We start from the raw sequence: 26,307 nt of genomic DNA, 5'->3' as shown, positions 1-26,307 counted from the left end.
AAAGGAGTGTGTTATGGATAAAGAAGAATTGAAACAGAAGATACTTCAAATAATGGAAGAAAAGGTTAAAAAAGGTGGTAAAACTAAGATCTATTTAAAAGATTTACAAAGAGAAATTCCTGATGCCAACCCCCGTGAGATTAAGAATGCTGCTAACGAGTTGGTAAGAGAAGGGAAGTTAGAGTATTTCTCTACTGGTAGTACGGTTATGTTTGGATTACCTGGCGTAGGTATGGGGTTGGAAGCAGGAGTAGAAAAACCTAAAGAATAAAGTTAGCCAATAATTTAATAAAACAGGGGGGACTTAAAGTCCCCCCTGTTTTATTTTTGAATAAATTTTTAAATTTTAAAAATAAAAAATTTAACCTGAAAAAAAGTGATCAAAATCAAGAGATTATTAAGATTTAAACTTTATTAGAAGTTTCTTGAGTTTTAGATTTTTCTTCTTTTTGATTTTCTAATTTTTCTAAATCTTCTTTGACGTCGGCAGAACGAAGAGCTTCTTTAAAGGATTTTATACCTTTCCCTAACCCTGCTCCTACTTCAGGTAAACGTTTAGCCCCAAACAAGAGTAAAGCTAAGAAAAGTATTATAAAAAGCTCTTGACCTCCTAAGCTGGGTAACATATCAGAAAGCCTCCTTTTTATTTAAGTGTTTTAAATAACCTGATTAAAATTATACCTGTTTCATATAATAGTGTCAAGGGTATGGCTAAAATAATTTGGTTAAAAGGATCTCCTCCACCAGTTAGTATAGCGCTTATAAAAAAGGCGAGAAGGATTGCATAAGGTCTAAATTTTTTAAATCCTTCGTAGTTTACTATTTCTAACCGATTAAGTAAAACCATAAAAGATGGTATTTGAAACACCGCCCCTATGATTAAAAAAAAACGAAGACAAAAACTTATATAGTCTTTTAAAAAAGGTTTAAAAACCAGAAATTTTTCCCCAAAAGAATAAAGGAATTTAAGAATAAACGGTAAAAAAAAGAAATAAGCCAAAAGGTCTCCTAAAATAAACGCAAAAGAGGTTAAAAATACTGCAGTTTTTACCCATTTTTGTTCATGAGGATAAAGTCCAGGGGCGATAAAGGACCACAGTTGATAAAAAATATAAGGACTACCAAAAATAAAACCTGTTATTATAGAAAGTTTAAGATAAGAAGCAAAAACTTCAGGAAAGGTACGGAAAAATACATAATTCTGTTGAGGTATAGCTTTCATTAAAGGTTTTAATAATAAATCTATGATGTGGTCTGCTAAAAAATAAGCAATTACAGAAGCAATAACCCAACCAATAAATGCCTTTATTAGACAAGCTCTAAGTTCTAATAAGTGTTCAATTAGACTTAGTTTTTTCTCCTCTACTTCTTTAATCTGGGAATTCATTATTTTAACATTTGTTTCATGGTATGAGCAATACTTTCTGGGTCTAACCCTGCTTGTTTAAAAAGTTCCGAAGGTTTACCAGAGGAGCAAATAGTTTTATGTCCTAATAGTTTAAGATTTACTTTAATTTGTTTGAGCCCAAAAAAACTGGCTATCCTTGTACCAAGACCTGTTTCTACCAGATGATCCTCTACGATGATAAGATTTTTTAATTCAGAGGCTTTTAATAAGTCTTTTTCTGGAAAAGGCCTTATAGAGGCTACATTTAAAAGGCTTACTTTAATTCCTTCAGAATTTAGAATTTCCCAAGCTTTTAAAGCATAAGGTATCATCGTACCGTAGGTAATAATAACTCCTTTATCACCTTGTCTTATCCAATCAGCCTTGCCAGGAATAAAGGTATAATTTTCGTCAAAGTAAGGACTTCCATCTTCCTTGGTAACCACCGGCAGTTTAGACCGCCCCATTCCTACGAAGATGTTACGAGGTTTGTCTGCTATATATCTTATGATATGGTCTGTTTGGTTGGGGTCAGCAGTAATGTAAATTTCAAAATCATAAAGATTTAACAAAAGACCTATATAATCTATACACTGATGAGTAGGCCCATCTTCTCCTACGTCAGCTCCAAGGTGAGTAGCTACCACCTTTAACGCTGTACGATTGATACTGTTTATTCTTAGTTGGTTGTAGACTTCATCTATCGCAAACACTCCAAAGGTAGAGAAAAATACTGAAAATCCTTCTTTAGAGAGGGCGCCTGCTACAGAAGCTGTATGATGTTCTTGTATTCCTGATTCAAAAAAAGCCTGAGGAGACCATTTTTTAAAATCTGTCATTTTTACCGAACCTTCAAGGTCACAGGTTAAACCCAAAATTTTGGGAGTTCCTGTTGGAGGATTGTTTTCTTTAGCAAGATTTAACAATGTTTTACCATATGCACTTCTACAATCTGTATTAACCTCAGGTGGATAAATCGTAGGAGCTGGGATTTTTAGTTCTATTGGTAGAGGATCATAATTTTGGTGTGGAAAACTGACGTTCCAGGTTTTTCTTTTTTCTTTTAAAACATCAAGTTCACCAGGGTCAAACCCTAACTCTTCTAAAGCCTTCTTAGCTAGATCTTCTGGGAGAGCCATCCCATGCCACTTAGGATCATTTTCCATAAAAGAAATTCCTTTGCCCATCACCGTGTGGGCTATGATAGCTGTAGGATGTTCAGGATTAGATACTTTTTTTTCGATGGCAACCTTGAGTGCTTGAAAAATCTGTTGAAAGTCGTGTCCGTCGATCTCTAATACATTCCATTTTGTGGCTTCTATTTCTGCTTTCAAATCTTGCGGCATTACTTCAGAAATTTTGCCCCCTATTTGTAACTGATTATAGTCTATTAAGGTGATAAGATTGTCAAGTTTAAATTTAACCGCCCATCTTCTGGCCTCGATTACTTGACCCTTTTGTTGTTCTCCATCTCCCATAAAACAAAACACAAGATTAGAAAGATTTTTAAGTTTTAACGCTTGAGCCATACCACAGGCTGCTGAAAGGCCTTGACCAAGGTTACCTGTGTTCCATTCTACCCCTGGTACTGATTGTTCTACATGCCCTGCGAAAGCAGAACCAGCCCTTCTGAATTCCATCAAAAAGGGTTCTTCAGGAAAGAAGCCGTATTCGCAAAGCACACTATAAACCCCAGGACTTATATGCCCATGGCTAATTAAGATTCTATCTCTTTCTAATGCCCTAGGATTTTGCGGGTTAACCTTAGCTAAAGAATAGACTACCAAAAGTAAACTTAAAGAAGAAAGAGACCCACCTGGATGCCCACATCCTGCTAAAGTAGTAGAAAGAATAATCCTTCTAGCACATCTTCTAAAAGCTTTTTCAAACCATTTTATCTGTTCTTCAGTAAGACTTCCCTGTTTTATGTCTATTTTAAGCATTTTGACACCTCAACCGTAAAAATTGATTAACATTTATAACTTGAGATATAGAAAAATCAAGAGGAAAGACTTAATTTTTAACCGGATTTTTTTTCTCTTCTGATAGCTATAACTCCTGTTCTTACGATTTCTTTGATCCCCATAGGTTTAAGTAATTCTATCACTGCTTCCAACTTATCTCTATCACCTGTAACTTCTATTACATAGGTTTTGGGACTTACGTCTACTATTTTACAGCGAAAAATTTCACAAATTCTAAAGATTTCATCTCTGTTTTCCTTTTCAGCCTTTACTTTGATAAGAGCCATTTCTCTTTCAACGTGATCTCCTTCTTCGGTTACGTTAACCACTTTATAAACATCTATAAGCCTTCTCAATTGCTTTAAGATTTGCTCTAATATTTGCTCGTCCCCATGGGTTACCAAGGTAAGATGTGAAAGAGTAGGGTCTAAAGTTTCGGCCACACAAAGGCTGTCTATGTTAAATCCTCTTCCGCTAAAAAGTCCTGCTATTCTGGCAAGAGCTCCGGGTGTATTTTCTACAAGGACTGAAAGGGTATATCTTTTGGTTTCCATAAATTCCCCCTTTTCCATATTATAAAAGTATCATTTCTGTGGTGGCCTTTCCTGCAGGTACCATCGGAAAGACCCCTTCTTCTGGAGCAATATGGATGTCAAGGATTACCAAAGAATTCGTTTGCAAAACCTTTTTTAACGCTGGTTCAACTTCTTCTGGTCGGGTTATTCTCATTCCTACAGCTCCATAGGCTTCGGCTAACTTAACAAAGTCAGGGATCACCTGAAATTTAACTGCAGAATATCTTTTTCCGTAAAAAAGTTCTTGCCATTGACGGACCATCCCTAAAAACCCGTTGTTTAAAATGATGATTTTAATAGGAAGTCTTTGCTCTACAGCGGTGGCTAATTCTTGAATATTCATCTGAATAGATCCATCTCCTGCTATATCTATTACCAATTTATCAGGGTTACCTATTTGGGCTCCAATTGCTGCTGGGAAACCAAATCCCATCGTGCCTAATCCACCTGAGGTAATAAGCGACCGAGGATGTTTAAACTTATAAAAAAGCGCAGTCCACATCTGATTTTGTCCTACTTCGGTGGCGATGATAGCCTCCCCTTTAGTAAGTTCCCATAGTTTTTCTATCACAAACTGAGGTTTTATGTAATCTCCTTCTTGTTTGTAGGTCAAGGGATACCTTCTTTTCCAGATGTTAATCTGTTCCCACCAATCGGTAAATCGTTCTTCCCAGTATTTTTTATCTTTTCCTCCTTGTTTTACAAACTCTAATAACCGTTTTAAAGCCCTTTTACAATCTGCTACTATAGGAACGTCAACTTTTACGTTTTTTTGAATAGAACTTGGGTCTATATCTATATGAATGATTTTTGCTCCAGGTGCAAAAGCATCTACTTTGCCAGTTACTCGGTCATCAAAACGTACCCCTACGGCTAAGAGTACGTCACAGTTGGCTACTGCCATGTTTGCATAGTAGGTACCATGCATCCCTAACATTCCCAAACTCTGTTCGTGGTCGCCAGGAAAAGCACTTAACCCCATCAGGGTCATAACCACCGGTAATTTTAATTTTTCAGCTAATTTCCTCGCTTCTTCAGAAGCATTAGCAGAAATTATCCCTCCTCCTAACATCAAGACAGGTCTTTCTGCGTTTTCTAAAAGTTGATAAGCCCTTTCTATCTGCTTTATATGAGGTTCGTAAACAGGATTGTAACTTCTTAGTTTTATTTCTTCAGGGTAATTAAACTCACCTTTAGCTTGTTGAATATCTTTAGGTATGTCCACTAGAACCGGTCCAGGTCTTCCTGTTTTTGCTATATAAAAGGCTGCTTTTATGATGGTAGGAAGGTCTTCTATACGTTTTACCAAAAAATTATGCTTGGTAATAGGCCTGGTTATTCCAGTAATATCTACCTCCTGAAAGGCATCATTTCCGATTAACCTGGTAGGAACTTGACCAGTTAGTACTACTATCGGAATAGAATCCATATAAGCAGTAGCAATTCCTGTAACCGTGTTGGTAGCACCAGGTCCTGAAGTAACCAAAACTACCCCTACCTTACCTGTAGACCTTGCATACCCGTCAGCAGCATGTGTAGCTCCTTGTTCATGTCTTACTAGTACATGTTTTAGATCTGGTGTTTTGTAAAGCTCATCATAAATATCTAAGATTGCCCCACCAGGATATCCAAAAAGAACCTCCACTCCCTCTCGCTTTAAAGCTTCTATCACCATTTTTGCACCAGTCATAATCGCACCCAAAGCAATCCCTCCTAAAGAGTATATAACTTTAAAAACTTTTTTAAATGATATAGATTTTTAGTCTATCTCTATCCCTTCTTTTGTTTTTATTATTTTATATATTTTTTCTTTAATATAAAGTTTTTCCTTTTTAAGTTCCTTAAGTTTAACCTCTTCTTCTGGGGTAAGATAAGGTTTTTGAGAAAGTTCAGCTACTTGGTTTTCCATCTCCTGATGTTTCTCAAGAAGCTCATTGATTTCTGGATATTTGTCGGCAAATTTTTTAACCAGCTCTTTGTCCATTTTTACCTCCCTCCTTTTAAAGGATAATATGCATATTTTTTAAAAATATATCATGTGAAAAAATTCTTTAAAATAAGAAATTACCACTCATTGTTTTGGTTTATTTAGGGTTATTTGTTAATGCTTTTAACAGTTCAATAGGTAAAGGAAAGAGTATTGTGGAATTTTTTTCACTTGCAATCTCTGTAAGAGTTTGTAAATACCTTAGTTGAAGGGTTATTGGATTTTGTGCCATAATTTGGGCAGCTTCAAGTAAGGTCTTAGAGGCTTGGTACTCACCATCAGCGCTGATTATTTTGGCCCTTCTTTCTCTCTCAGCTTCAGCTTGTTTAGCCATAGCCCTTTTCATTTCTTCTGGAAGGTCTATTTCTTTAATTTCTACCTTCGAAACCTTGACACCCCAAGGTTCTGTTTCTGCATCAAGGATTTCTTGGATTTTTAGATTAAGTTTTTCTCTTTCGGCTAACACTTCATCAAGCTCTGCTTGACCACAGATGCTTCTTAAGGTGGTTTGGGCTAATTGACTGGTAGCATAATGATAATCTTCTACTTGAAGAAAAGATTTTTCTGGGTCTAATACCCTATAATATACTACGGCACTTACCCTAATAGAAACATTATCCTTAGTAATAACCTCTTGAGGAGGAACGTCTAAAGTAACTGTTCTTAGGTCTATTTTTACCATTTTATCTATGATTGGAAGGAGTATAATCAGCCCTGGGCCTTTAACCGCTAAAAATTTACCTAACCTAAGAACTACCGCCCTTTCATATTCATTAATTACCTTTACTGAGGTTTGTAAAAACAGTAAGATCAAAATAACAATGAAAATTAACGTAAAACTCATAACACCCTCCTGCAATTTTTATGTTAGTTTTTGCTTAACATATGTTGCGTTGTATAGTAATAATATGGACAACAACAAAATAAAGAGGGACAAGGACTCCATAACTCTTAGGCTTAAAAGCCTCGAGAGGAGTCTGTCCCCCTGTCCCTCAACTCCCAATAAGTTGGTTAGGCTTCCTAAGCCTCTGCCACATGGGAGGATGGAGCGAGGGACTTTTACTATACCAACAACACCACACAAGGAGGTGCTCCCATGAATTACTTCGTCGGTATTGATGTCTCTAAAGACACTTTTAATATCGCTGTCCTCCATCAACAATCCTTTATCCTCTCCAAACACCTCCCTATGTCTCAAGAAGGTTTCTCTCAGCTTCTCTCCATCCTTAAACAATACCCTAAACCTATCGTAGTCATGGAATCTACTGGAAGATTCTTCCTCCCACTTTATCACTTTCTCCTTGCTAATGATATTCAAGCTTTTGTTATCAACCCAAAAATCCTTCACAGGTTCTTCCAGTTCCTCTCCGCAAACAACCCCTCTAAGTCTGATACCAAAGACGCTAAAATCCTTGCACTTTTTGCTCACTCTAACCCCCAATTCCTTAATCCTCTCCCACCAGATCATCACCTGAGAAACCTCTCTCGTCTCATCCAAAAACTCAAAAAAGAATGATCTTTTGCCAAAACACAAATCAAATATGCCCTCTCCGTCCTCTTCCCCGAAGCTGAAAAACATTTCAACATCTTTACCCTCTCCTTCCTTAACATCCTTCTGCAATTTTTATGTTTTTTTAAACAGATAAAAGGTTTAAGGAATTTATAAAGGTTGAGATAAAAGACCTCGGATAGAAAATAAGTAAATTTGAGGTGCCAAATTTTAGCCATATATATTTTAAAATTATTAATAAAAATATTAAAAGGTCAAGGGTAAAGATTTGCCCAAAAAACTTTATTTCAAAAGTTTAAAAATCATTGGTAGAAAAAAAGAAGAAAGAAGTAATTAAGGAAGTGACCAACCTAAAAGAAGAATAAAAAAAAACTTTATCACAAAAAAAAGATACATATTGCTAAAAAGAAAAATTTTATTGAACACCCCTAAGCTTTGCTTGACAAAATGAATTTTTGGCATAAAGTTATAAAACTACGTTTTTAATTTTTAAAAGCAGGAGGCAGGAAGTATGTCTTCAGTATTAACCCCCCAAACTCCTTGGGTAAAAAAGGAAGAGGTAAAAAGAGAATGGTATTTAGTGGATGCTAAAGACAAAGTGCTTGGTAGATTAGCTAGTAAAATAGCTACTCTTTTACAGGGAAAAAACCGTCCGGATTATACTCCCCATGTAGATCAAGCTGATTTTATAGTTGTTATCAATGCAGAAAAAGTTAAACTTACGGGTAAAAAACTTGAGCAGAAGGTTTATTGGCGTCATACTGGCTATATGGGTGGTTTAAAGTTGGAGACAGCTAAGCAGCTTTTAGCTAAGGATCCAGCAAAGGTTATTCTTCTTGCTGTAAAAAGGATGCTTCCTCGTAACAGGATGAGAAAAAAGTTGCTTAAAAAACTTAAAATATATGCTGGTTCCACTCATCCTCATATAGCTCAAAACCCTAAACCTTTGGACCTTTAAGGAGGTAGTAGAACATGGAAAGAATTTACGCCACCGGCAAAAGAAAAACCGCTGTGGCCAGGGTATGGATTTATCCTGGTACAGGACAAATTATTGTAAATGATAAGCCTTATAACGAATACTTTTATGACCATATCGTAGCAGAAGATGTTTTGTTTGCCCCATTTAAAATTACCAATCTCTTAGGTAAGTTTGATGTAAAATGTACGGTAAAAGGTGGAGGTAAGGCCGCTCAGGCTGAAGCCATAAGACATGGAATAGCTCGTGCTTTAGTCTTATATTCTCCTGATTTAAAAGTAGTTCTTAAGAAAGCCGGTTTTATCACTCGCGATCCACGTGAAAAAGAAAGAAAGAAATATGGATTGAGAGGAGCCAGAAGAGGTCAACAGTACTCCAAACGTTAATGGCTATTTGGGGCTACTTCAGGTAGCCCCTTTTAAATTTTTAAATCCAAGTTATCTTTTATGATAAAAGCAGCTATTATAGGGGCTACAGGATATACAGGGCTTGAACTTTTAAGGTTAGTAGAAAAACATCCTGGACTTCAAATCGAAGTTATCACCTCTCGAGAAAATCAGGGTAGGTCTTTAGAAGAAGTTTGTCGTTGGAGTGGAAAATATAAAGATCTTGTTTTTGAAGCTCCTGTGGTAGAAAACATAGCCCCTAAGGTAGATGTGGCTTTTTTATGTGTCCCTGCTGGAAAGGCTCAAGAATTAGCTTATCAGTTTTTAACACATAAAGTAAAGGTCATCGATTTTTCTGCAGATTTTAGGTTTAAGTCTATTTCGGTGTTTGAAGAAACATATCAACTGCCTTATGTTTATCCAGAGCTTAATGACAAAGCAGTTTATGGGTTATGCGAAGTTTTTACAGAGGAGATTAAAAAGGCAGATTTGGTGGCAAACCCAGGATGCTATCCAACCTCTATACTTTTACCTTTAATTCCTTTGGTTAAGGAAGACCTTGTAGAGACTGATTTTATCATAGCCGACTCAAAGAGTGGAACCTCAGGGGCTGGAAGAAAGGCAGACCTTTATTACAGTTTTTGTGAAGTAAACGAAGATTTTAAGGCTTATAAAATAGCTTCTCACAGACACAATCCAGAAATAGAAGAAAAACTTTCTTTGTTTGCCAGAAAAGAGGTAAAGGTGGTTTTTACCCCCCATCTTTTACCTATAAACCGTGGGATTTTTTCTACGATCTATGTGAGGGCTAAATATCCAGTAAAAGTTTTAAGAGATTGTTTACAAACTTTTTATCAAAATAGACCTTTTGTACGTTTAGCTCCTGAAGGCACAGTCCCCACGATTAAAGAAGTTAAAGGCACCAACCTTTGCAAAATAGGCCTTTTTGAAGACAAAAAAAGAGGTTTTGTGGTTATCACTTCTGTGATTGATAACTTGATTAAAGGTGCAAGTGGTCAGGCTTTACAAAATTTTAACCTAATGTTTGGTTTTCCCGAAGAAACAGGACTTCCTTTTTCTCCTGTGTTTGTTTAAAAATGGCTGAGGTCAACATAAGAAATATTCGATTGTTTATAGCTTATGATGGAACTAATTATTTAGGTTGGCAGATACAACCTAAGGGGCCAACGGTCCAAGGAGTCATCCAAGAGGTTTTATCTAAGATCCTCGGACATAAAGTAACGTTGAAGGCTTCAGGGAGAACAGATGCCGGGGTTCATGCCCTTCATCAAGTCGCTCATTTTTTGACTACTTCAGATAGGCCTTTAGAGATAATCTTTAAAGCTTTAAACAGCCTCTTGCCTAAGGACATTTCCGTTTGGAAGGTAGAGGAGGTTGATTTTAAGTTTCATGCACAAAAGCATGCATATAAAAAAACTTATGTCTATCAGATTTATAATTATCCCATAAAAAACCCTCTTTTGAGACTTTATTCTTGGTGGGTGCCCGAGCCGCTTGATTTAGAAGCCATGAAAAGTTGTTTGCCTTTAATTATCGGAGAAAAAGATTTTGCCAGTTTTAGAAAGGCTGGAACAGAGGTTAAAACTACGGTTAGAACGATTTATCAGGCAACCTTAGAAAGGTCATTAGAAAATTCTAACATGATCGTTTTTACGATAGAGGGTAGGGGTTTTATGCGTTATATGGTGAGAAACCTTGTAGGAGCTTTGGTTGAAGTAGGAAAGGGGCGTCTTACGGTAGAGGATTTCGAAAACATCCTTAACGCAAAAGATAGAAAAGTAGCACCACCTCCTGCTCCTCCTCAAGGTTTGATCCTGAAAAAGGTTGAATATCTTGACGTTAAGGTGTTAGAGAGTTATCCTCCTTTTGAGGTTAAAATCTAATCTGTGTAAGGAGTTAAACATGAAAACTGTTGAAAAGAAGCGATATACCTTGGAGACTGAAGTAGAAATAAGGTTAGATTTAACCGGAGAGTGGTTAGAGGAAAATGTGATCAACACAGGGATAGGGTTTTTAGACCATATGCTTGAGCTTTTTGCCTTTCACTCAGGGATCAAACTTCAAGTAGAAGCAAGAGGAGATCTTGAGGTAGACTACCATCATACCGTAGAAGACATAGGAATTACCTTAGGAGAGGCTTTAGACGAAGCCTTGGAAGACAGACGAGGTATGGCCCGTTATGGAGAAGCAACCATCCCTATGGAAGAGGCTTTAACTCAGGTGGTAATAGATCTTGCTAAGAGACCTTATTTTGTTTTTTTGGTTAACTTCCCCACCGAAAAGATAGGAAGTTTCGATGTAGAGCTTATAGAAGAGTTTCTAAGGGCTTTAGTTGTAAACGGTAGGTTCACTCTTCATGTGAGAAATTTTTATGGCAAAAATTCTCATCACATAGCCGAAAGTATATTTAAAGCTTTAGCTCATGCTTTTAGAAAGGCTTTAACCCCTCTTTCTCAAGAGGTCTTTTCGACTAAAGGTACCCTTTAAGTTAACACTTCTCTTTTTTTAAGAAAAGTTTTCCAGCTCTCAGGAATAAAGGGTGAAGAAATTTTTAGGGTTTTTTCTACGATAGGGTAGGTTAAAGCAGTCTTTAAGTTATTTTTAGAGGGTGGATAGGGAATTACTAAGAGAAGATAGATAAAGGTAATAAAAAGAGAGGCTTTAATAAGGCCTAATATACTTCCTAAAATTCTATCTGCCAGCGTAAGGTTTAATTTACCCAAAAAGACTGATAGAAGAAACCCTGCTAACACAAAGCTTAGATAGATCATAGCAAAGGATAAGATAAAACTTAGGATGGGAAGAACTTTGGGGTTTGAGGTGGTGATACTCCCTACAAAGGGTGCTATTTTTATAGAAAGCCATCCTGAGTAAAGAAAGGCTATCACCATCCCTAAAAGAGAGGCTATGGTTTTTACAAAACCTGACAAAAAACCTCTTATTGTAAAATAACTTAAAATAGCTAAGGCTACATAGTCAAACCATATCATTTTATTCTACCCACCAAAAGGTTTCTGTTTTTGTGTCCTTTAGAATGATGCCTTTTTTCTGTAGCTCTTCTCTTATCCGGTCTGCTTGCTGAAAGTTTTTTTCTTTTCTTGCTTTTTCTCTTTCTCTGACTAATTTTTCTACTTCTTCTAAGGTTAAACTTAAAGGTTTAAGTTTTTTTTCTCTTTCAGTTTTCCAGAAAGAAATTGGGTCAGTTTGGAAAAGTCCTAAAAGTTTGGAGGCTTCGTTTCTTACGTCTTTAGCGATGCTTTTAACCAGAATTTCTTCTTCAGACGTAAGTTGAGGAGTTTTACTTACAAAGTTGTAAAGTTCTTTTTCCAAATTAAAAAGATATCCCAAGGCCATAGCTGTATTTAAGTCTTCTAAAAGGGCAGAGATAAATTTAGTTTTAAATTCTTGATATGTTTTTTCTAAACGTCTTGCTTTTTCTGAAAGGAGTCCCTCCTTTAAGCTTTGTACTTTTTCGGCCCAGTATAAAGTCTCATAAAATCCATACACAGCTTTTTCTGTGTTTTTCAGGCTTTCTTCGGAATAGTCTAAGGGACTTCTGTAATGCATGGAAAGAAGAAAGGTTTTGATGACCTCTGGATGGAAACGTTCAAAAAGCCATTCCATAGTTACAAAGTTTCCCAGGCTTTTAGACATTTTTTCTCCGTTTATGGTTATCAAACCATGATGGACAAAATATCTGACAAAAGGTTTTCCTGTAGCCCCTTCGCTTTGGGCTATCTCGTTTTCATGATGGGGAAAGATTAGATCAAGTCCACCTCCATGTATGTCTAAGGTTTCTCCAAGGTATTTTAGTGCCATGGCAGAACATTCTATATGCCATCCTGGACGTCCTAATCCCCAAGGACTTTCCCAGAAAGGTTCTCCTGGCTTGGCAGATTTCCATAAAGCGAAGTCTAAAGGATTCTCTTTCTTTTCTGAAACCTCAATCCTTACCCCAGAAAGCAACTCTTCGATTTTTCGCCCAGAGAGTTTTCCATAAGAAGGAAATTTTTCTACTCTAAAATAAACATCTCCGTTACTTTGATAAGCTAACCCCCGCTCTATTAAAATTTGTATAAGACTGATAATTTCTGGAATATGTTCTGAGGCTTTAGGGGTATAAGTAGGTTTTAATAAATTCAGTTTTTCAACGGCTGTTTCATATTCTTTAACATATTTTTCTACCAAATCTTTCCAGAAAATACCTTCCTGGTTGGATCGATTGATGATTTTATCGTCAATGTCTGTAATATTTCTTACATAAACTACTTCATATCCTAAATAGGTTAGTACTCGAGTTAAAACGTCAAAGACCACAGCAGATCGTATATGTCCTAAATGAGGAGAATCGTATGCAGTAATACCGCACACATACATCGTTACTTTTGGGGGGTTTAAAGGGGAAAATTTCTCCAATTTTTTGGTTAACGTGTTGTAAAGTCTTAAGGTTTTTTCTTTCATCTTACTGCTCCCAGAGTTTATCGAAAATTTGGTAGGCTTGGGTTTTAAAATTTTGATCCCATTCAAAAACAGGATAAGAGTTTAACTCATACTCAACCAAAGTATTTGTTTCTGGTAAAAATCCTAATAGACTAATCTGAGGTTCTTTTATATTTTTTTTAACCAATTCTTCTATCTCTTCTTCCATGTCAGTTGACACTTTGTTTATTAACAGCCAGATTTTTTTGGCTTCAACCTTAAGGGATTGTACTAACTTCCAAATCCTTTCGGCTGTAAGTATTCCTCGAGGATTTGGGTCTGAAACGATGATAAGATGGTCCATTTGAGTTAGGTTTAACCTAGAAAGATGCTCCATGCCTGCTTCGTTGTCTATAACCACGTATGGATAGTTTTTAAACAACCTGGCTAAAGCTTGGGAAAGAAAAGAGTGTATAGGACAATAACAACCCGCTTTTTCAGGATAACCCATTACTAAAAGCTCAAAGCCTGGATTTTCTATTAAAATTTCGTTTATTTTCATCTCAACGAATTCATAACGAGACATAAACTCAGGTACTTTATGAGCAAGAATCTCTTCTCTTATTTCACTTAAGGTTTTGAACTCTTTAATTCCTAAAAGCTCGTTTAGGTTGTAATTAGGGTCTGCATCTACGGCTAAAAAGGGGGTAAAGTTTTTTTCTATTAAGTAATTAATAAGCAAAGCACAGACGGTGGTTTTCCCTGTTCCTCCTTTACCTACTAACGAAATTTTAACGGACATTTTATTTTTTTCTTTTGTCAAGAAAAAGTTTATAAGTGTAGGAATCTATCAAGGCTTGACAGCTTGCCTCTAAAATGTCTGTTGATACCCCGACGGTCCCCCACTTTTTGTCTTTACTTTTAGAAAGGATAAACACCCTCACTTTAGAAGAGGTACCAGGAAGTCCCGGGAGTACCCTAACTTTGTAGTCTTCAAGTTCCATCTCCTTGATTTGAGGATAAAACCTTTCTAAAGCCTTTCTTAAGGCATTGTCAAGGGCGTTAACAGGTCCATTGCCTAAGGCTGCAGTATGTTCTACTTCTCCTACACCAGGTGGTACCCTTACGATCACTGTCGCTTCAGATTGAGCTTCGTGTTTATAAGACTTTAGGTCAAGCACTTTGTAACTTAAAAGTTCAAAGTACTGTTTAGGCTCTCCCATCAAACGATAGATTAAAAGCTCCAAACTGGCTTCTGCAGCTTCAAACTCAAACCCGTTTGCCTCTAATTTTTTTATTTCCTCTACTATTTTACTTAAAAGAGGACTATCTAATTCTAAGTCAATCCCCAGTTCTTTGGCTTTATAGATGATGTTGCTTTTACCAGAAAGTTCTGAAACTAAGACTCTTCTGGTGTTCCCCACAAGTACCGGGTCTATATGTTCATAAGTTGAAGGGGACTTCAACACCGCAGAAACATGTACTCCTCCTTTATGGGCAAAAGCAGAACGACCTACAAATGGAAGCCTTGGAGGATGAGAAAGATTTGCTATCTCAAAGACATATTTAGAAACCTCTGTAAGTTTATAAAGCATTTCGGCACAACTACAGCTATATCCCATCTTAAGGACTAGGTTAGGTATGATAGAACAGAGGTTGGCATTACCACACCTTTCTCCTATACCGTTTATCGTCCCTTGAACTTGGGTGGCTCCCAATCTTACAGCTTCTAAACTGTTGGCTACAGCACACTCAGAATCGTTATGAGCATGTATCCCAAAAACTAAGTCCTCGCCTAATTCTTTTTTTACCTGGGTAATAATTGTTCCGATCTCATGGGGAAGGGTACCCCCATTGGTATCGCAAAGAATTAAGGAATCTGCTCCTGCTTCTTTGGCTTTTTTAAGAACGGCTAAAGCATACTGAGGATCTGCTTTGAATCCATCAAAAAAGTGCTCTGCATCAAAGAAAACTTTTTCGACATGAGGTTTAAGGTATCTGATAGAATTGCCGATGAGCTCTAAATTCTCTTCTAAAGAAATTTTTAAAGCTTCCTTTACGTGTATGGTCCAGGATTTACCAAAGATGGTAACTACAGGTACTTTCACCTGTAAAAGCTGTTTAAAAATTTCGTCTGTTTCTGGAGATTTTTTAGGATGATAGGTACTTCCAAAGGCAACTATTTTGGCATGTTTAAGATGGTAGTCTTTTATTTCTTTAAAAAACTGAAAATCTTTGGGGTTAGAACCAGGCCATCCACCTTCTATGTAGTCTATTTTAAACTCATCAAGTTTCAGGGCTATCCTTATTTTGTCTTCTAAAGAAAAATTAACCTCTTCAGCTTGACTGCCATCTCTTAAGGTAGTATCGTATATTTCAACTCTTTTCATGGTGTTTATTTAGTTTTTTTAGGTCTTTTTATAAAAGTCTTTTCCTCTTTTATATTTTCTTGGTCTAATTGAAAAGCTTCATGTAAAGCTCTTACTGCAAGTTCGGTATATTTTTCGTCGATCACGCAGGAGATCTTGATTTCAGAGGTAGAAATCATCATAATATTAATACCATGTTTGGCCAAAGTTTCAAACATCTTGGTTGCTACTCCTGAATGGGTACGCATACCAGCTCCGACGATAGAAACTTTAGCGATTTTATCATCCCCTTCTACTCTCTCAGCCTTTAGTTTTTTAGCCACCTCTTTTACTATTTCTAAGGCTTGAGAATAGTCTGTTCTCGGGACAGTAAAGGTAATATCAGCTTTATTGTCAGGGTGCACCGTTTGAATGATCATGTCCACAATAATACCCTTTTCTCCTATAGGGCTAAAGATCTGAGCTGCAATGCCTGGTTTATCTGGAACCCCATATATGCTTATACGCGCTTCATTCCTGCTGTAGGTTATACCTGATACTAACACCTTTTCCATCTCTTCATCCTCCTCGGTTATTAAGGTTCCCTCTGCTTCTGTAAAACTTGATTTTACTACTAAATTTACTTTATATATCATGGCTAATTCTACAGACCGCATTTCTAAAACTTTAGCTCCACTGCTTGCCATTTCAAGCATCTCTTCATAGGATATCTTTTTAAGCTTACGAGCATTACTTACTACACGTGGGTCAGCAGTGTATACACCCTCAACGTCTGTGTAAATCTCGCAAAGGTCAGCCTTTAGTGCAGCAGCTAAAGCTACTGCAGTGGTATCAGAACCACCCCTTCCAAGGGTAGTTATATCTCCTTCTTCAGTGACCCCCTGGAAACCTGCTACTACTACGATTTTCCCCTGGTTAAGTTCTTTTTTTATTTTATCTACCTTGATCTCCTTTATTTTGGCTTTGGTAAAAAGGTTGGTGGTGTAGATAGGTATTTGGTAACCTAAAAAAGCCACTGAGTCAAATCCCATGCTTTGAAGGGTTATGGCTAATAAAGCTGAGGTAACCTGTTCTCCAGTGGAAACTAAAAGGTCTAACTCCCTTAGAGGAGGATTTGGGGTGATCTCTTTGGCTAAATTGATCAATCGGTCTGTTTCTCCTGCCATCGCAGAAACTACCACCACCAGGTCATGCCCTTCTTTTTTATACTTGATTACCCTCTCTGCTACTTTTTTAATCCTTTCTATGTTAGCTACCGAGGTTCCACCGTATTTTTGAACTATTAACATTACTAACCTCCCTTACCCCAAATAGGATCCTCTCCAAAATGCTCGAACCACCAATCTTCTGGATTAAGTATATTATCATTAGGTTCTAAATTTATCAAGTAATTATCACAATATTCCATAAGAAGGGCATAGGCTTCATTTATTTTTTTTATCGTAGAATTATCTCCCCCAACATCGGGATGGTGTTTTTTGACCAAACGATGGTAAGCTTCTTTAATTTCTTTTCTCGTAGTTTTTTTAGGTAGGTTTAAAATCCTTCTTGCCTCTTCAATTTTTTCCCATTTTTTCGTTCGACTCATATAACACTATATTATTAAAAAATTGATTTTAAACAAGAGGGAAAAATTAAAATAAACTTAAAATCACAAGTCCAACTAAAACGGAGAGTAGGGTTACCGGAAGACCGATTTTTAGGTATTCAAAAAAGCCAATCTTTACTTTTGGAGAGGCTCCTTCGATGACGATGATGTTAGCGATAGACCCAAGGATGGTTAAATTCCCTGCAAAAGTCGAGGACATCGCTAAGAAAAACCAGGCTTTTTCGTCATTAAAGTAATTAACTATAAGAGGTTTAAAGATCAAAACTGCAGGAACGTTGCTTACAACGTTAGAAACTAAGAGAGAAGAAAATACCAAAGATAGAGGGGCCGTTACTAACATCTGAAAATGTTCTACCAAACTATAAAAAACTACAGATTTTTCAACCCCTTTTATGACGATAAAAAGCCCTATAAAAAGGATTAAAAGTCTAAAGTCTATCAGGTTATACACCTTTTCAGGCTTAACCCTTCTGGTAATCAACAGAAATGACCCTACACCTATAGAAACAATTTCCATAGGTACGTTTAAAAAGAAAAGAATTACTGTGATTAGGACTACCAAAGAAGATTTAATGACCGAAGGCTTATTGTATCTATATTTTAAGGCTTCTTCGGGGGTTTTTACTGATGAGGTTAAATCTTTTTTGTAAAACCTGTGGATTACCCCAGCACAGATAAAAGCTACTGGAAATAGATGAAAAAAGAAAAAAGAATTTACTTGTAAGATATGCCTGAAGCAGCCCCAATTATGATGTTTTGGACACTTGTCAAGAGAATTGTGTCTCCTTATAAAATCTCTTTACAAACATTTGCCTCAATTCGTATAAAGCAGACTTAATTAAAGGAAGTGGTTTTTGCCATCTCGTTTTCTGAATCCGACTTACTGTTATGTATATCGCAACCTCTGCTGTCTTGATTGATTGAAAATATCCCCCTGTATTTACCCTTATCAGCTCTATCCTGCTATTTATATTCTCAACCACATTCGTCGTGTATATATACCTCCTCACCCCCTCAGGATATTTCTTATAAACAAAATAATGCTCCTTCTTTTTCAAAAGTCCCTTTATATAAGCTGGATACTTCTTCTCATAACTCTTACATAATTCCTCAAATCTATTTAAGGCCCTCTCATACTCCTCTATCCTCTTTATAATGCTTAACTCCTCATAAAATTTTTTAGCATCCTGCTTAGACATGTTCCTGTTGATGTTCCTTTGCATGTGTACAAAACAAAGCTGATGATCTGTCTCAGGAAAGAGGGCTTTTATGGCTTGAGTAAGGCCAGGAAAATCATCACTCACTATTACCATAACCCTCTTAACTCCCCTCTTTATCAAATCATTAAGTATCTGGAGCCAGTCCTCCTTCGTCTCTGAACCAAAATAAATGTAATAAGAAAGTAAATTTTTTCTTCCCTCCATATCTATCCCGATGATATTATAAATAACTGCTTTTCTGATTCTGTTGGCTTCGGTATCTTTTATCTGAGTATGATAAGCGTCTATAAACATAGCAAACAAATTTTCTGGCAATTCTTTGGTTTTTAATTCTTTGGCTTGGTTATACAATTCTTCTTTAATTTCTTCTATTTGTTCTGGGGAGTAGGGGAGTTTCATAGATTGCAAGAGGGCTTTGATTTTATTGGGGGAGTAGCTTTGGAGAACGAGGTTAAGGATAAAGTCCTGGAAGGATTCATCAGCTTTTTGCCATTCAGGAGGAAGAATAGCAGGTCTGAATTCAGATTTTCTATCTCTTGGGACAGAGATACCAAGGTTACCTAAGAAACAGGCAAGTTGTCTTTCATAGTAACCATTAGCTTTATTATCAATACTATCTCTAAGGAATATTTCTCTTTCTTTTTTCATGAGAGCGTTTAAGAGGAGTGCAGCAGCCATTTTGATACCCTCTTTTGATTCAATTTTTGAGATTTCACTTAAAACTTTTTCTAAATCTAAGTCTAAGTTTTCCATTTTACAGACCTCCTGGTTAGTTTAGTCTTTTAGGTTTTATGTTATCATTAATTTAAAAAATATTAAAAATTTTTATTATGCCTCTAAAATATTTTATTAAAAGACACAATTTATATTCTACTCCCACATGCCTGAAGTAAAAATCAAAAGGTAAAGTAGTTTTGAGGGGTTTTGTACTCTTTGGGCTAAAAAGGATAACACGATAACACAAGGTTAAAAAATCCAGACAACCTCAGGTTAGCGATCAAGATCCTCATCCCAAAGAGGATTAAAAATGGTTTTATAATCTATGGCTTCATAAGCTTCATATACAGATAGACTCCCAGAGATTACCATAAGAGAGGCACCTATGATAGCTGCTCCTGTACGGTCAATCCTGAATAACGGAGGTTGTCCTATAGCCATCAATAAATAGGTAAAGGAAAAAATAACCTTTGCAACAACCTGAGCCAGTTGATAAGCCTCTTTAGAGGAGACAGAAAGGCTTGATTAGTTTTTAAAAAATTCGCTTTCTTTAAAAACCTCTGCCGTAAAAAGATAGATTTCTACGTCTTTTTCCTTATAACAGTTAGGGTGAAGGCCAGCTTTAAGACAGAGGTGTTCTAAAAAGGTCTTTTTGTCCCAACCATACTCTACAGGTACTTGAGGAAGGAGTACGCCTCGATAAAAGCCTTTGATTAAATATACCCCGTGTTTCCCTACCTCTATCTCTTCTATAGTTCCTTTTTTAAGAGGAGATAGAACTGAAATTTCTATTTCTGTAAGAGAAAGCTCCTCCTTTGTAAGGGGTGGAAACCTTGGGTCTTTAAAGGCTGCAGAGATAGCCATTTCTTGGATTACTTGATAGAGAGGGTATAAAGGTTCGATAATCCCGATACACCCTCTCAGATTGCCTTCCTTAAGCAAGGTCACAAAAGCCCCTCTCTTTTGTTTAAGAGAGGGGTATTTGTCTGGAGGGTTAATTAGTTCATAAGTTCCTTTAAAATAGTCTTCTAAGGTTTTTCTTGCCAGTTTTAAGCAAAAAAGTTTTTCTTGAACGGTTAACATATTTTTATCGCAAGTTAAACTTGTTGAGAATAAACTCCGGACCTACCCAACCTATTACAACTTCTCCGTCTGGGAAGATAAAAGCAGGGGTCCCGGTTACTCCTATTTTGTTAAACATAAAATCTATGTTTTTTTCTATTTTTTCTTTTCCTGAAGCACAAAGGTTAGCCCCTTTATATCCTTGGATAAGGTCTTGAAAACCTTTTTTATCACAGATAAGAGATATAGATTTATTTTTGGCCTCGGGATGTAAAGACTCTAAGGGTAAAAGTATGGTTTTGACCGTTATCTTCCCCTCTTTAGCCAGGTTTTCTAACACAGGTTCAGCACGTTTACAGACAGGACAGTCAGGGTCAGTAATAAAGTATACTACGTTAGGAGAGTTGCCATAGGTAAGGTCAACAAGCTTTTCTACCTCTGCTAATGTGTTTTTATCAAGCACTTTTTTGTTTAATTTTTCCATCTCTTCTCTGATGATATCTTTTTTTTGTGCTATGTCAATGATGTTCCCACTTATGATGTAATTTCCTTTTGCGTCAGTATAAAACAGAGCTTTATTAAACTCCGATATTTTAATCACTACTTTACATAACCCTGGAATCGGTGATTTTTCGATTTTTTCTATTTGAATTCCAGGCTGAAGGTTATCTAATTTTTTTTGGAATTCTTTTACTGTAGGACAACCGCCTGAACCTCCTAATCCTTTACTACATCCTACTAAAATAAAACTCAAGCTTAACATCAAGGGAACGAATTTTTTGGTCATGAGAACCCCCTGCTTAGTCTTTTAAATCTCTTTGATGATAAAGTTTTCTAAAGGTTGTCTGGAGGTCCTTTTACTTTGATCATCTGGATATCCTAAAGCGATAAAAGCTGCAAGTTCGTATTTCTCCTTAGGTAAGGAGAGGACCTCTTTTACTTTTTCTTCGTTTTTTAAGATTTCACCTAACCAACAGGCCCCAAGACCAGAGGCATGAGCTGCAAGCAGGATGTTTTGGATACAAGCCCCTGCAGATTGATGGTCTTTTATCTGGTGGTACATCCTGTCTTTATCTAAAAACACGCCAATTAAAACCGGAGCCTTTTTGATGATTTCATGATATCTGGTTAAGGCTGCCAGCTTTTGTTTAATTTCTTCAGACCAGACTATTACAAACCTCCAAGGTTGGTTGTTTAACCCAGAAGGAGCCCATATACCAGCTTCTAACAATCGATAGATTAACTCCTTGTTAGGCTTTTGTTCTAAATACCTTCTTATGCTCCTTCTATCAAAAATAGCCTTAAACACCGCTTCTTTTAACCTGTCTTTTTCCATAGCCTTCTTTGTCTATTTTTGAAATAATTAGTCTGTTCTTTTCATGGTACCTTCCCTTCTTTTTTAGTGATTTGGTGTCGTTTTTGAGGAAGCTACCATGGCCTCTCTGCCCTCTCAAGTCTTTATAGTTAATGAGACACTACCTTTCATTTTGCTGACAATCGGAAGATTTGATAAAAAATTTAATCTACAAAAAAAACTTATCTGGGATAAATATTCAAACTTTCTAATGTAGATTTTAGTTTTTCTAATACTTTGTGTTTATCAAAGTAAAATTCAGAAGCTCTGATTCTGAAAAATTTCCAACCGCATCTTTCCAAGATTTTTTGTCTGTTAATATCTCGTTCTATATGTTCTATTCCATGATATTTATCTCCATCACATTCTATTGCAAGTCTATTAAGAGTATTCAATTTATCAAAAGTGACTAAATCAATGCGATATGGTCCAACTTTAAACTGAGGTTTAACTTCAAACCCTAATGTAAGAATTTCCAGTGCAACATCAACCTCAAACCAACTTTCAAAAGGAGAGGGAGGTTTTTCAAAATATCTATTAGCTGAGATAGCGATTTTTCTTAATTCATTTAAATCTATTCCTTCAATTTCAAATTTGTGTGGAGTATAAAAATACTCTAATAACTTTCTCCTTAAATCTTCACGGGATAAATCTTCAATTTTTACCGAATGAAATAACCATATTTGTTCCTTTGCTCTACTTACAGCGACATTAAATCTCCTTTCATCTTGAACTTTGTTTAAAACTCCTATGTGTCTTTTAGTTCCATCTTCATTAATCGGAGCAATAACCAAGGATAGGAAGATTATGTCCCTTTCATCCCCTTGAAATGAGTAAGGATTACCACATAAAAGTTGTCTTTCCAAAATTTCTTTGTGGTCAAGTTTTTGCATTATTAAGGTTTCTATGTATTTTGCCTGCTCATCTCCTAAAAGGCTTATTACTCCTATTGTTTTACCTTTATATCTTTCATCTGAACATATTTCAATTATTTTTTCCACAATGGCTTCCGCTTCTATTGGATTAATTACATTGCTTCCGCTACCTTTACAATATGCATTAGAAACATATATTTTTTCTAAAGGATTGAGTCTATCCAGTGAAAAAACTTTTAAAGGAACTAAAAAGCCATTATAAAAATAGCGATTACAAAATTCTATAATTTCTGGCATACATCTAAAATGTTCTTTTAAAGTGATAATATCATCAGGAGATATTCTTTTCCCCAAATCAAAAATACTACTTTCCAAATCAAAGGTATCTTTAAAGTCAAAGTCATACAAATATTCTCTTTGTAATTGAAAAATCTTGGATTTTTCGATACCGATAGCTTCTGGTGAAATCTGTTTATCATCTCCAACTATTACAACCTTAGCCGCTAATTGAAATAAGGGAAATCCTTCTAATATACTGCATTGTGAAGCTTCGTCAATAATCAGAACATCAAACCACAAGAAATTTTTGATTTCAAATGTGTAATAAATTTTATAAATAGGCATTATCCAAATTGGAAAGGAGTATATTACTTCTTCTAAATGTGATTGTGCATCTTTCATATATTTATTAACATATTTTCCTTTACCTCTACCGATTTTTTTAATAGCCTGTTCCCATGCAACTAAATGCTTTTTAGTTTCTTTATCAATTTTTTTTGATAAGAAATACCATGTTTTTAATGCAATTATGTCTGCAATAATTTTTCTTTCCTCATTTTCAAGTTGAGAAAGCTGCTTATTTAATTGTTCAAAATCATTTTCAGATGTAATTTCATGAAGAAAAGATTTTAATCTCGCAAAATCCCAAGCCCTGTTTAATACTTTAATTTTAGGAGCCCAATATTCATAATTTGGATTTAAAAAAATATTATCAATTAAATTTGGAAGATGTTTTTTTAAAATTTCTAAATTTTTTTCAATTAGTAATATTTTTTCTTTTTCTTCTTTTATTTTATAAATAGCATTTAATAGTTCGTCAACTCTTCTTTCTTCTAAGTATTTAAGTAGACGTGGCAAATCATAGCAACTAGTATTTATATTTTTTAATTCTTCTATTAATAGGTTTATCTTTTGCTGAATGTCCACTAATTCAGTTTGTAATTTGTAATAATTTAATTCATCAATAAGCTGAACAATCTTGTCAGGATCAAAGAAAACGGTGGGGTCTGTAATACCTAGTTTCTTTTGATAAAGTCTACACTTTAAAAGTAGATCTTTATCTTTCATAATTTGCTCTGCTGGATCTAAGATCTTTTCTTTTAGAATTTTATATTTTTCTTTCAGAGTTGTAGTTGATGTGTCTTCAAAATATTTTTCCCAATCGCCATAAAGTCTTTTCAATTCATTCATTGTTTTTAAATAAAGATTCAATCTTCTTAAGTCATCAATAGTGCTACATTTTTTTCCGTCAATATAACAATTTTTTATTAAATATTCTCTTTCTTTTACTATACTAGGTCTAAAAATCCAAAAACCTAGTTTTCCGCCACTTTGTAAATAATGCAATAAGATTTCTATGTCATTAATGATCTCTTCAACATCTATAGGTTCATTTTTCTGTTTTGGCAATACACACTGCCAATTAAGAACCTCTTCTTTTATTGATTTTATTTTATCTATTTTTCTTTTCATTAATTCTTCATTTTCTAAAATAGATCTGCACAAATCTTTTACCCAAGGTAACTCTACTCCGATTTCATTTAGTTTTTCTTTAAAATTTTTGAAAAAAGTTATAGACTCATTTAAAAAATCAAGATCGAAATAATCAGAAGTGTTTTTGTTTATAAATTTAATAGTGATTTTTTCAAAGCGGTTTAGTTGATCAACAATTTTTGTCTCTTTTTCTAATAAGTTTTCTATCTGAGTAAGAGGTATCAAAACAAAAATTTGTTTTAGATCCTTTATTAAGTTTTCTAACTGTTTACCTATAAATTCTTTTTGACTATATGATTTAAAATAGTTCAAACTATTTATCAGTTTATCCCAATTAACGTTATTTAATTCATCTGGCCAATTTTTATCACAATGGATATTATCTTCAAACCAAACAAATTTTTCTTTATCTTCTTCAAATTGTAGGGCTAAGTCAGCTCTACTGCCTTTATAGATTCCTATTTCCTTATAATCTTCTTTTTCTAAGTTTACTAACATTAGAATTTGATGCGTTAATTCTCTTTTTTTACATTTGATTTTTTCTAATTCTTCTTCTAGTTCTTTAATGTTATTTTCAAGTCTTTCAGAATCCAAATTTCGCAAATTGTATAATAACGATTTCACACTATGCTCGAGATGTTCTTTTTCTTCAAAACTGGAATCACCGAAAAGAAAAATACAAAACTCTCTTAGTTTTTCAGGAATTAGATTTTTTAAAACTGCCAACGCCCTACTTGTTTTTGCAGTTACTAACACTCTTTTGCCTTCGGCTAACAAATGAGCTATTAAGTTAGCAATTGTATGCGATTTACCGGTTCCTGGTGGTCCTTGTATTACTACTAAGTTCGAAAAGTTTAATCTTTCAATAATTTTTTTCTGTTCCTCATTGTAAGGTTTGGGAAAATATAGTCTATAATCTATTAAGGTGCTTTTATTTGTATCATAAAATTCTTCATCTTCCTTTTTTATTTCGGCTATTTCTAAAATTAAAGGCGAAATCTCTTTAATTTCCAATTTTGAGAGGTCATTTAACCACTTTAGGTATGGTTCAGTCCGTTTTCTCAAAATTATTGCTGGAGCAAACTCGATTCTTGGTATATCATTTATGTTTTTTAGATCCGGTTGATTAATATGTTCGTATTTACCTTGTGGATGTAATGTATTTACAAATGCTTTTAAAAAGGAAATAATATTATTAGAATTGTTTTCTGTCGTTAAAAATAAATCAAATACTGAAGAATCTTCGAGTAGTGCTTTTTTACTTTCTATAATCCCAGAAGGTCGATACTCTAAATCAATCATTTCATCTTCTAAGTTTACTTTTGGATTATTTTCATCAAATAGAACCTTGATTTCTTTTTTGTCCTTCTCAAACTCTATAACACATCTAGCGGTTAATATATGACGTTGAATGATTTGACAATTTGGTTGACGCCATAATAATAAACCACAGCCAAGTACAAGTTCATAAGCTGCTTCATTTCGTTTTAGTTCAAAGTACATCTTATAAAGTTTTTCATAAACTTTATAAATTTTCCTCCAACGTTCGTGTTCTATAAGCCATTCAATATACTTTTTTTCATACTTTTCAAAGATTTCTTTAATTTGAAGTAAATCCTCGTTGGTTATTTCGTTTTGTTGCAGTAGCTGCAGCAATAGAGTTTCATTCAGTTTTGGTTCTTCATTTTTGTCAAATACAACATATTTATTTATTTCATGTGGAATAATAGGTTTTTCTGGTTCATCAGGTAAATAAACCTCTAAAATTGTTTCATCAACATCATCACTGGCATTTAAAATACAAAAACATTCCTTCTCATTAGGAATTTCATATAGCCAAATAACTTCATCATAATCTTCAAGTTTTTTTATAATCTTACGTTTAAGATTAAAAAGAGTTTTATGATAATCAAGAAAGCTATTTAATTTTTCTTTCAGTTTGTTGTTAGAATTTTCAATGTTCATACATTAAAATTTGATATTTCATTTAAGGCCTTAATTTAAGGCCTTAATAATATATTATAAAAAGAGTTTTATGATAATCAAGAAAGCTATTTAATTTTTCTTTCAGTTTGTTGTTAGAATTTTCAATGTTCATACATT

At 35.0% G+C, this 26,307-nt stretch carries 27 protein-coding genes; 7 read left to right on the top strand and 20 right to left on the bottom strand.

Going from position 1 to position 26,307, the window contains the following annotated elements; genetic code table 11:
- Window positions 1–13 precede the first annotated feature (13 nt).
- A complete protein-coding gene (locus tag HL41_RS05490; RefSeq protein WP_038060237.1) occupies window positions 14–271 on the top strand; it encodes a dissimilatory sulfite reductase D family protein in 258 nt (85 codons plus the stop codon).
- A gap of 133 nt (window positions 272–404) precedes the next feature.
- On the opposite strand, the gene tatA is transcribed toward HL41_RS05490, so the two are convergent.
- From tatA to HL41_RS05455, 7 genes are all read right to left on the bottom strand, one after another.
- Window positions 405–626 carry a twin-arginine translocase TatA/TatE family subunit gene (tatA, locus tag HL41_RS05485; RefSeq protein WP_038060239.1) on the bottom strand — a complete coding sequence of 74 codons (222 nt, stop codon included), beginning with the start codon at window positions 624–626 and terminating at the stop codon, window positions 405–407.
- A gap of 17 nt (window positions 627–643) precedes the next feature.
- Window positions 644–1,387, bottom strand: coding sequence for a twin-arginine translocase subunit TatC (gene tatC, locus HL41_RS05480; RefSeq protein ID WP_051754524.1), 744 nt, complete (start codon window positions 1,385–1,387; stop codon window positions 644–646).
- Entirely contained in the window at window positions 1,387–3,330 is a 1,944-nt protein-coding gene (locus tag HL41_RS05475; RefSeq protein WP_051754523.1) for a transketolase, read from the bottom strand. Before HL41_RS05475 ends, tatC begins: the two co-directional genes overlap by 1 nt.
- Before the next feature lie 77 nt (window positions 3,331–3,407).
- The gene (gene ilvN / locus HL41_RS05470) at window positions 3,408–3,905 is read right to left on the bottom strand and encodes an acetolactate synthase small subunit (protein WP_038060241.1); all 498 of its coding nucleotides are present in this window, start codon (window positions 3,903–3,905) and stop codon (window positions 3,408–3,410) included.
- A 19-nt stretch (window positions 3,906–3,924) separates the two neighbouring features.
- The gene (gene ilvB / locus HL41_RS05465; protein ID WP_038060243.1) at window positions 3,925–5,616 is read right to left on the bottom strand and encodes a biosynthetic-type acetolactate synthase large subunit; all 1,692 of its coding nucleotides are present in this window, start codon (window positions 5,614–5,616) and stop codon (window positions 3,925–3,927) included.
- Window positions 5,617–5,685: 69 nt separating this feature from the next.
- Complete coding sequence (locus HL41_RS05460; protein ID WP_022855360.1) at window positions 5,686–5,910, bottom strand: DUF465 domain-containing protein; 225 nt, start codon at window positions 5,908–5,910, stop codon at window positions 5,686–5,688.
- A gap of 100 nt (window positions 5,911–6,010) precedes the next feature.
- On the bottom strand, window positions 6,011–6,757 hold the full coding sequence (locus HL41_RS05455; protein WP_038060246.1) for a slipin family protein: 747 nt from the start codon (window positions 6,755–6,757) through the stop codon (window positions 6,011–6,013).
- A gap of 252 nt (window positions 6,758–7,009) precedes the next feature.
- Between HL41_RS05455 and HL41_RS09995 the strand changes: the two genes are divergently transcribed.
- The 6 genes from HL41_RS09995 to hisB all read left to right on the top strand — a co-directional run bounded on the left by HL41_RS09995 (window position 7,010) and on the right by hisB (window position 11,293).
- Window positions 7,010–7,429 carry an IS110 family transposase gene (locus HL41_RS09995; RefSeq protein ID WP_081642256.1) on the top strand — a complete coding sequence of 140 codons (420 nt, stop codon included), beginning with the start codon at window positions 7,010–7,012 and terminating at the stop codon, window positions 7,427–7,429.
- A 505-nt stretch (window positions 7,430–7,934) separates the two neighbouring features.
- Complete coding sequence (gene rplM, locus HL41_RS05445; RefSeq protein WP_038062849.1) at window positions 7,935–8,381, top strand: 50S ribosomal protein L13; 447 nt, start codon at window positions 7,935–7,937, stop codon at window positions 8,379–8,381.
- 14 nt (window positions 8,382–8,395) lie between these two features.
- Window positions 8,396–8,785, top strand: coding sequence for a 30S ribosomal protein S9 (gene rpsI, locus HL41_RS05440; protein ID WP_038062851.1), 390 nt, complete (start codon window positions 8,396–8,398; stop codon window positions 8,783–8,785).
- A gap of 60 nt (window positions 8,786–8,845) precedes the next feature.
- Window positions 8,846–9,880 (top strand): N-acetyl-gamma-glutamyl-phosphate reductase, encoded by a 1,035-nt coding sequence (gene argC / locus HL41_RS05435; RefSeq protein WP_038062859.1) that lies wholly within the window; start codon window positions 8,846–8,848, stop codon window positions 9,878–9,880.
- A gap of 2 nt (window positions 9,881–9,882) precedes the next feature.
- The gene (gene truA, locus HL41_RS05430; RefSeq protein ID WP_051754522.1) at window positions 9,883–10,689 is read left to right on the top strand and encodes a tRNA pseudouridine(38-40) synthase TruA; all 807 of its coding nucleotides are present in this window, start codon (window positions 9,883–9,885) and stop codon (window positions 10,687–10,689) included.
- A gap of 19 nt (window positions 10,690–10,708) precedes the next feature.
- Window positions 10,709–11,293, top strand: a complete 585-nt coding sequence (hisB, locus tag HL41_RS05425; protein WP_038062862.1) for an imidazoleglycerol-phosphate dehydratase HisB — start codon at window positions 10,709–10,711, stop codon at window positions 11,291–11,293.
- Here hisB and HL41_RS05420 read toward each other — a convergent pair.
- From HL41_RS05420 to HL41_RS05365, 13 genes are all read right to left on the bottom strand, one after another.
- Window positions 11,290–11,796 carry a CvpA family protein gene (locus HL41_RS05420; RefSeq protein ID WP_022855368.1) on the bottom strand — a complete coding sequence of 169 codons (507 nt, stop codon included), beginning with the start codon at window positions 11,794–11,796 and terminating at the stop codon, window positions 11,290–11,292. The two genes, hisB and HL41_RS05420, sit on opposite strands and share 4 nt — an antisense overlap.
- 1 nt (window position 11,797) lies before the next feature.
- Window positions 11,798–13,267 carry a cysteine--tRNA ligase gene (gene cysS, locus HL41_RS05415; protein ID WP_038062865.1) on the bottom strand — a complete coding sequence of 490 codons (1,470 nt, stop codon included), beginning with the start codon at window positions 13,265–13,267 and terminating at the stop codon, window positions 11,798–11,800.
- Window position 13,268: 1 nt separating this feature from the next.
- Entirely contained in the window at window positions 13,269–14,027 is a 759-nt protein-coding gene (locus HL41_RS05410) for an ATP-binding protein (RefSeq protein WP_038062869.1), read from the bottom strand.
- A 1-nt stretch (window position 14,028) separates the two neighbouring features.
- Window positions 14,029–15,615, bottom strand: coding sequence for a citramalate synthase (gene cimA, locus HL41_RS05405; RefSeq protein ID WP_038062867.1), 1,587 nt, complete (start codon window positions 15,613–15,615; stop codon window positions 14,029–14,031).
- Between the two features lie 5 nt (window positions 15,616–15,620).
- Window positions 15,621–16,883: an aspartate kinase gene (locus HL41_RS05400; RefSeq protein WP_022855372.1), complete on the bottom strand. Its 1,263-nt coding sequence runs from the start codon at window positions 16,881–16,883 to the stop codon at window positions 15,621–15,623.
- A gap of 2 nt (window positions 16,884–16,885) precedes the next feature.
- Window positions 16,886–17,182: a J domain-containing protein gene (locus HL41_RS05395; protein WP_022855373.1), complete on the bottom strand. Its 297-nt coding sequence runs from the start codon at window positions 17,180–17,182 to the stop codon at window positions 16,886–16,888.
- A gap of 46 nt (window positions 17,183–17,228) precedes the next feature.
- Window positions 17,229–17,930, bottom strand: coding sequence for an ArsB/NhaD family transporter (locus HL41_RS05390; protein WP_327138735.1), 702 nt, complete (start codon window positions 17,928–17,930; stop codon window positions 17,229–17,231).
- A 40-nt stretch (window positions 17,931–17,970) separates the two neighbouring features.
- Window positions 17,971–19,176, bottom strand: coding sequence for an IS256 family transposase (locus tag HL41_RS05385; RefSeq protein ID WP_038549575.1), 1,206 nt, complete (start codon window positions 19,174–19,176; stop codon window positions 17,971–17,973).
- Between the two features lie 237 nt (window positions 19,177–19,413).
- On the bottom strand, window positions 19,414–19,581 hold the full coding sequence (locus HL41_RS09490; protein ID WP_158506229.1) for a hypothetical protein: 168 nt from the start codon (window positions 19,579–19,581) through the stop codon (window positions 19,414–19,416).
- A gap of 84 nt (window positions 19,582–19,665) precedes the next feature.
- The gene (gene amrA, locus HL41_RS05380) at window positions 19,666–20,223 is read right to left on the bottom strand and encodes an AmmeMemoRadiSam system protein A (RefSeq protein ID WP_038062873.1); all 558 of its coding nucleotides are present in this window, start codon (window positions 20,221–20,223) and stop codon (window positions 19,666–19,668) included.
- Window positions 20,224–20,227: 4 nt separating this feature from the next.
- Window positions 20,228–20,989, bottom strand: coding sequence for a DsbC family protein (locus HL41_RS05375; protein WP_038062875.1), 762 nt, complete (start codon window positions 20,987–20,989; stop codon window positions 20,228–20,230).
- Window positions 20,990–21,010: 21 nt separating this feature from the next.
- Complete coding sequence (locus HL41_RS05370) at window positions 21,011–21,538, bottom strand: nitroreductase family protein (RefSeq protein WP_038062876.1); 528 nt, start codon at window positions 21,536–21,538, stop codon at window positions 21,011–21,013.
- A 200-nt stretch (window positions 21,539–21,738) separates the two neighbouring features.
- Window positions 21,739–26,169, bottom strand: a complete 4,431-nt coding sequence (locus HL41_RS05365) for an AAA domain-containing protein (RefSeq protein ID WP_038062878.1) — start codon at window positions 26,167–26,169, stop codon at window positions 21,739–21,741.
- Between the last annotated feature and the right edge of the window lie 138 nt (window positions 26,170–26,307).

This window comes from Thermodesulfobacterium commune DSM 2178 (assembly GCF_000734015.1).
GTDB classification, from domain to species: domain Bacteria; phylum Desulfobacterota; class Thermodesulfobacteria; order Thermodesulfobacteriales; family Thermodesulfobacteriaceae; genus Thermodesulfobacterium; species Thermodesulfobacterium commune.
This window is presented reverse-complemented; position numbering and strand designations above follow the sequence as displayed.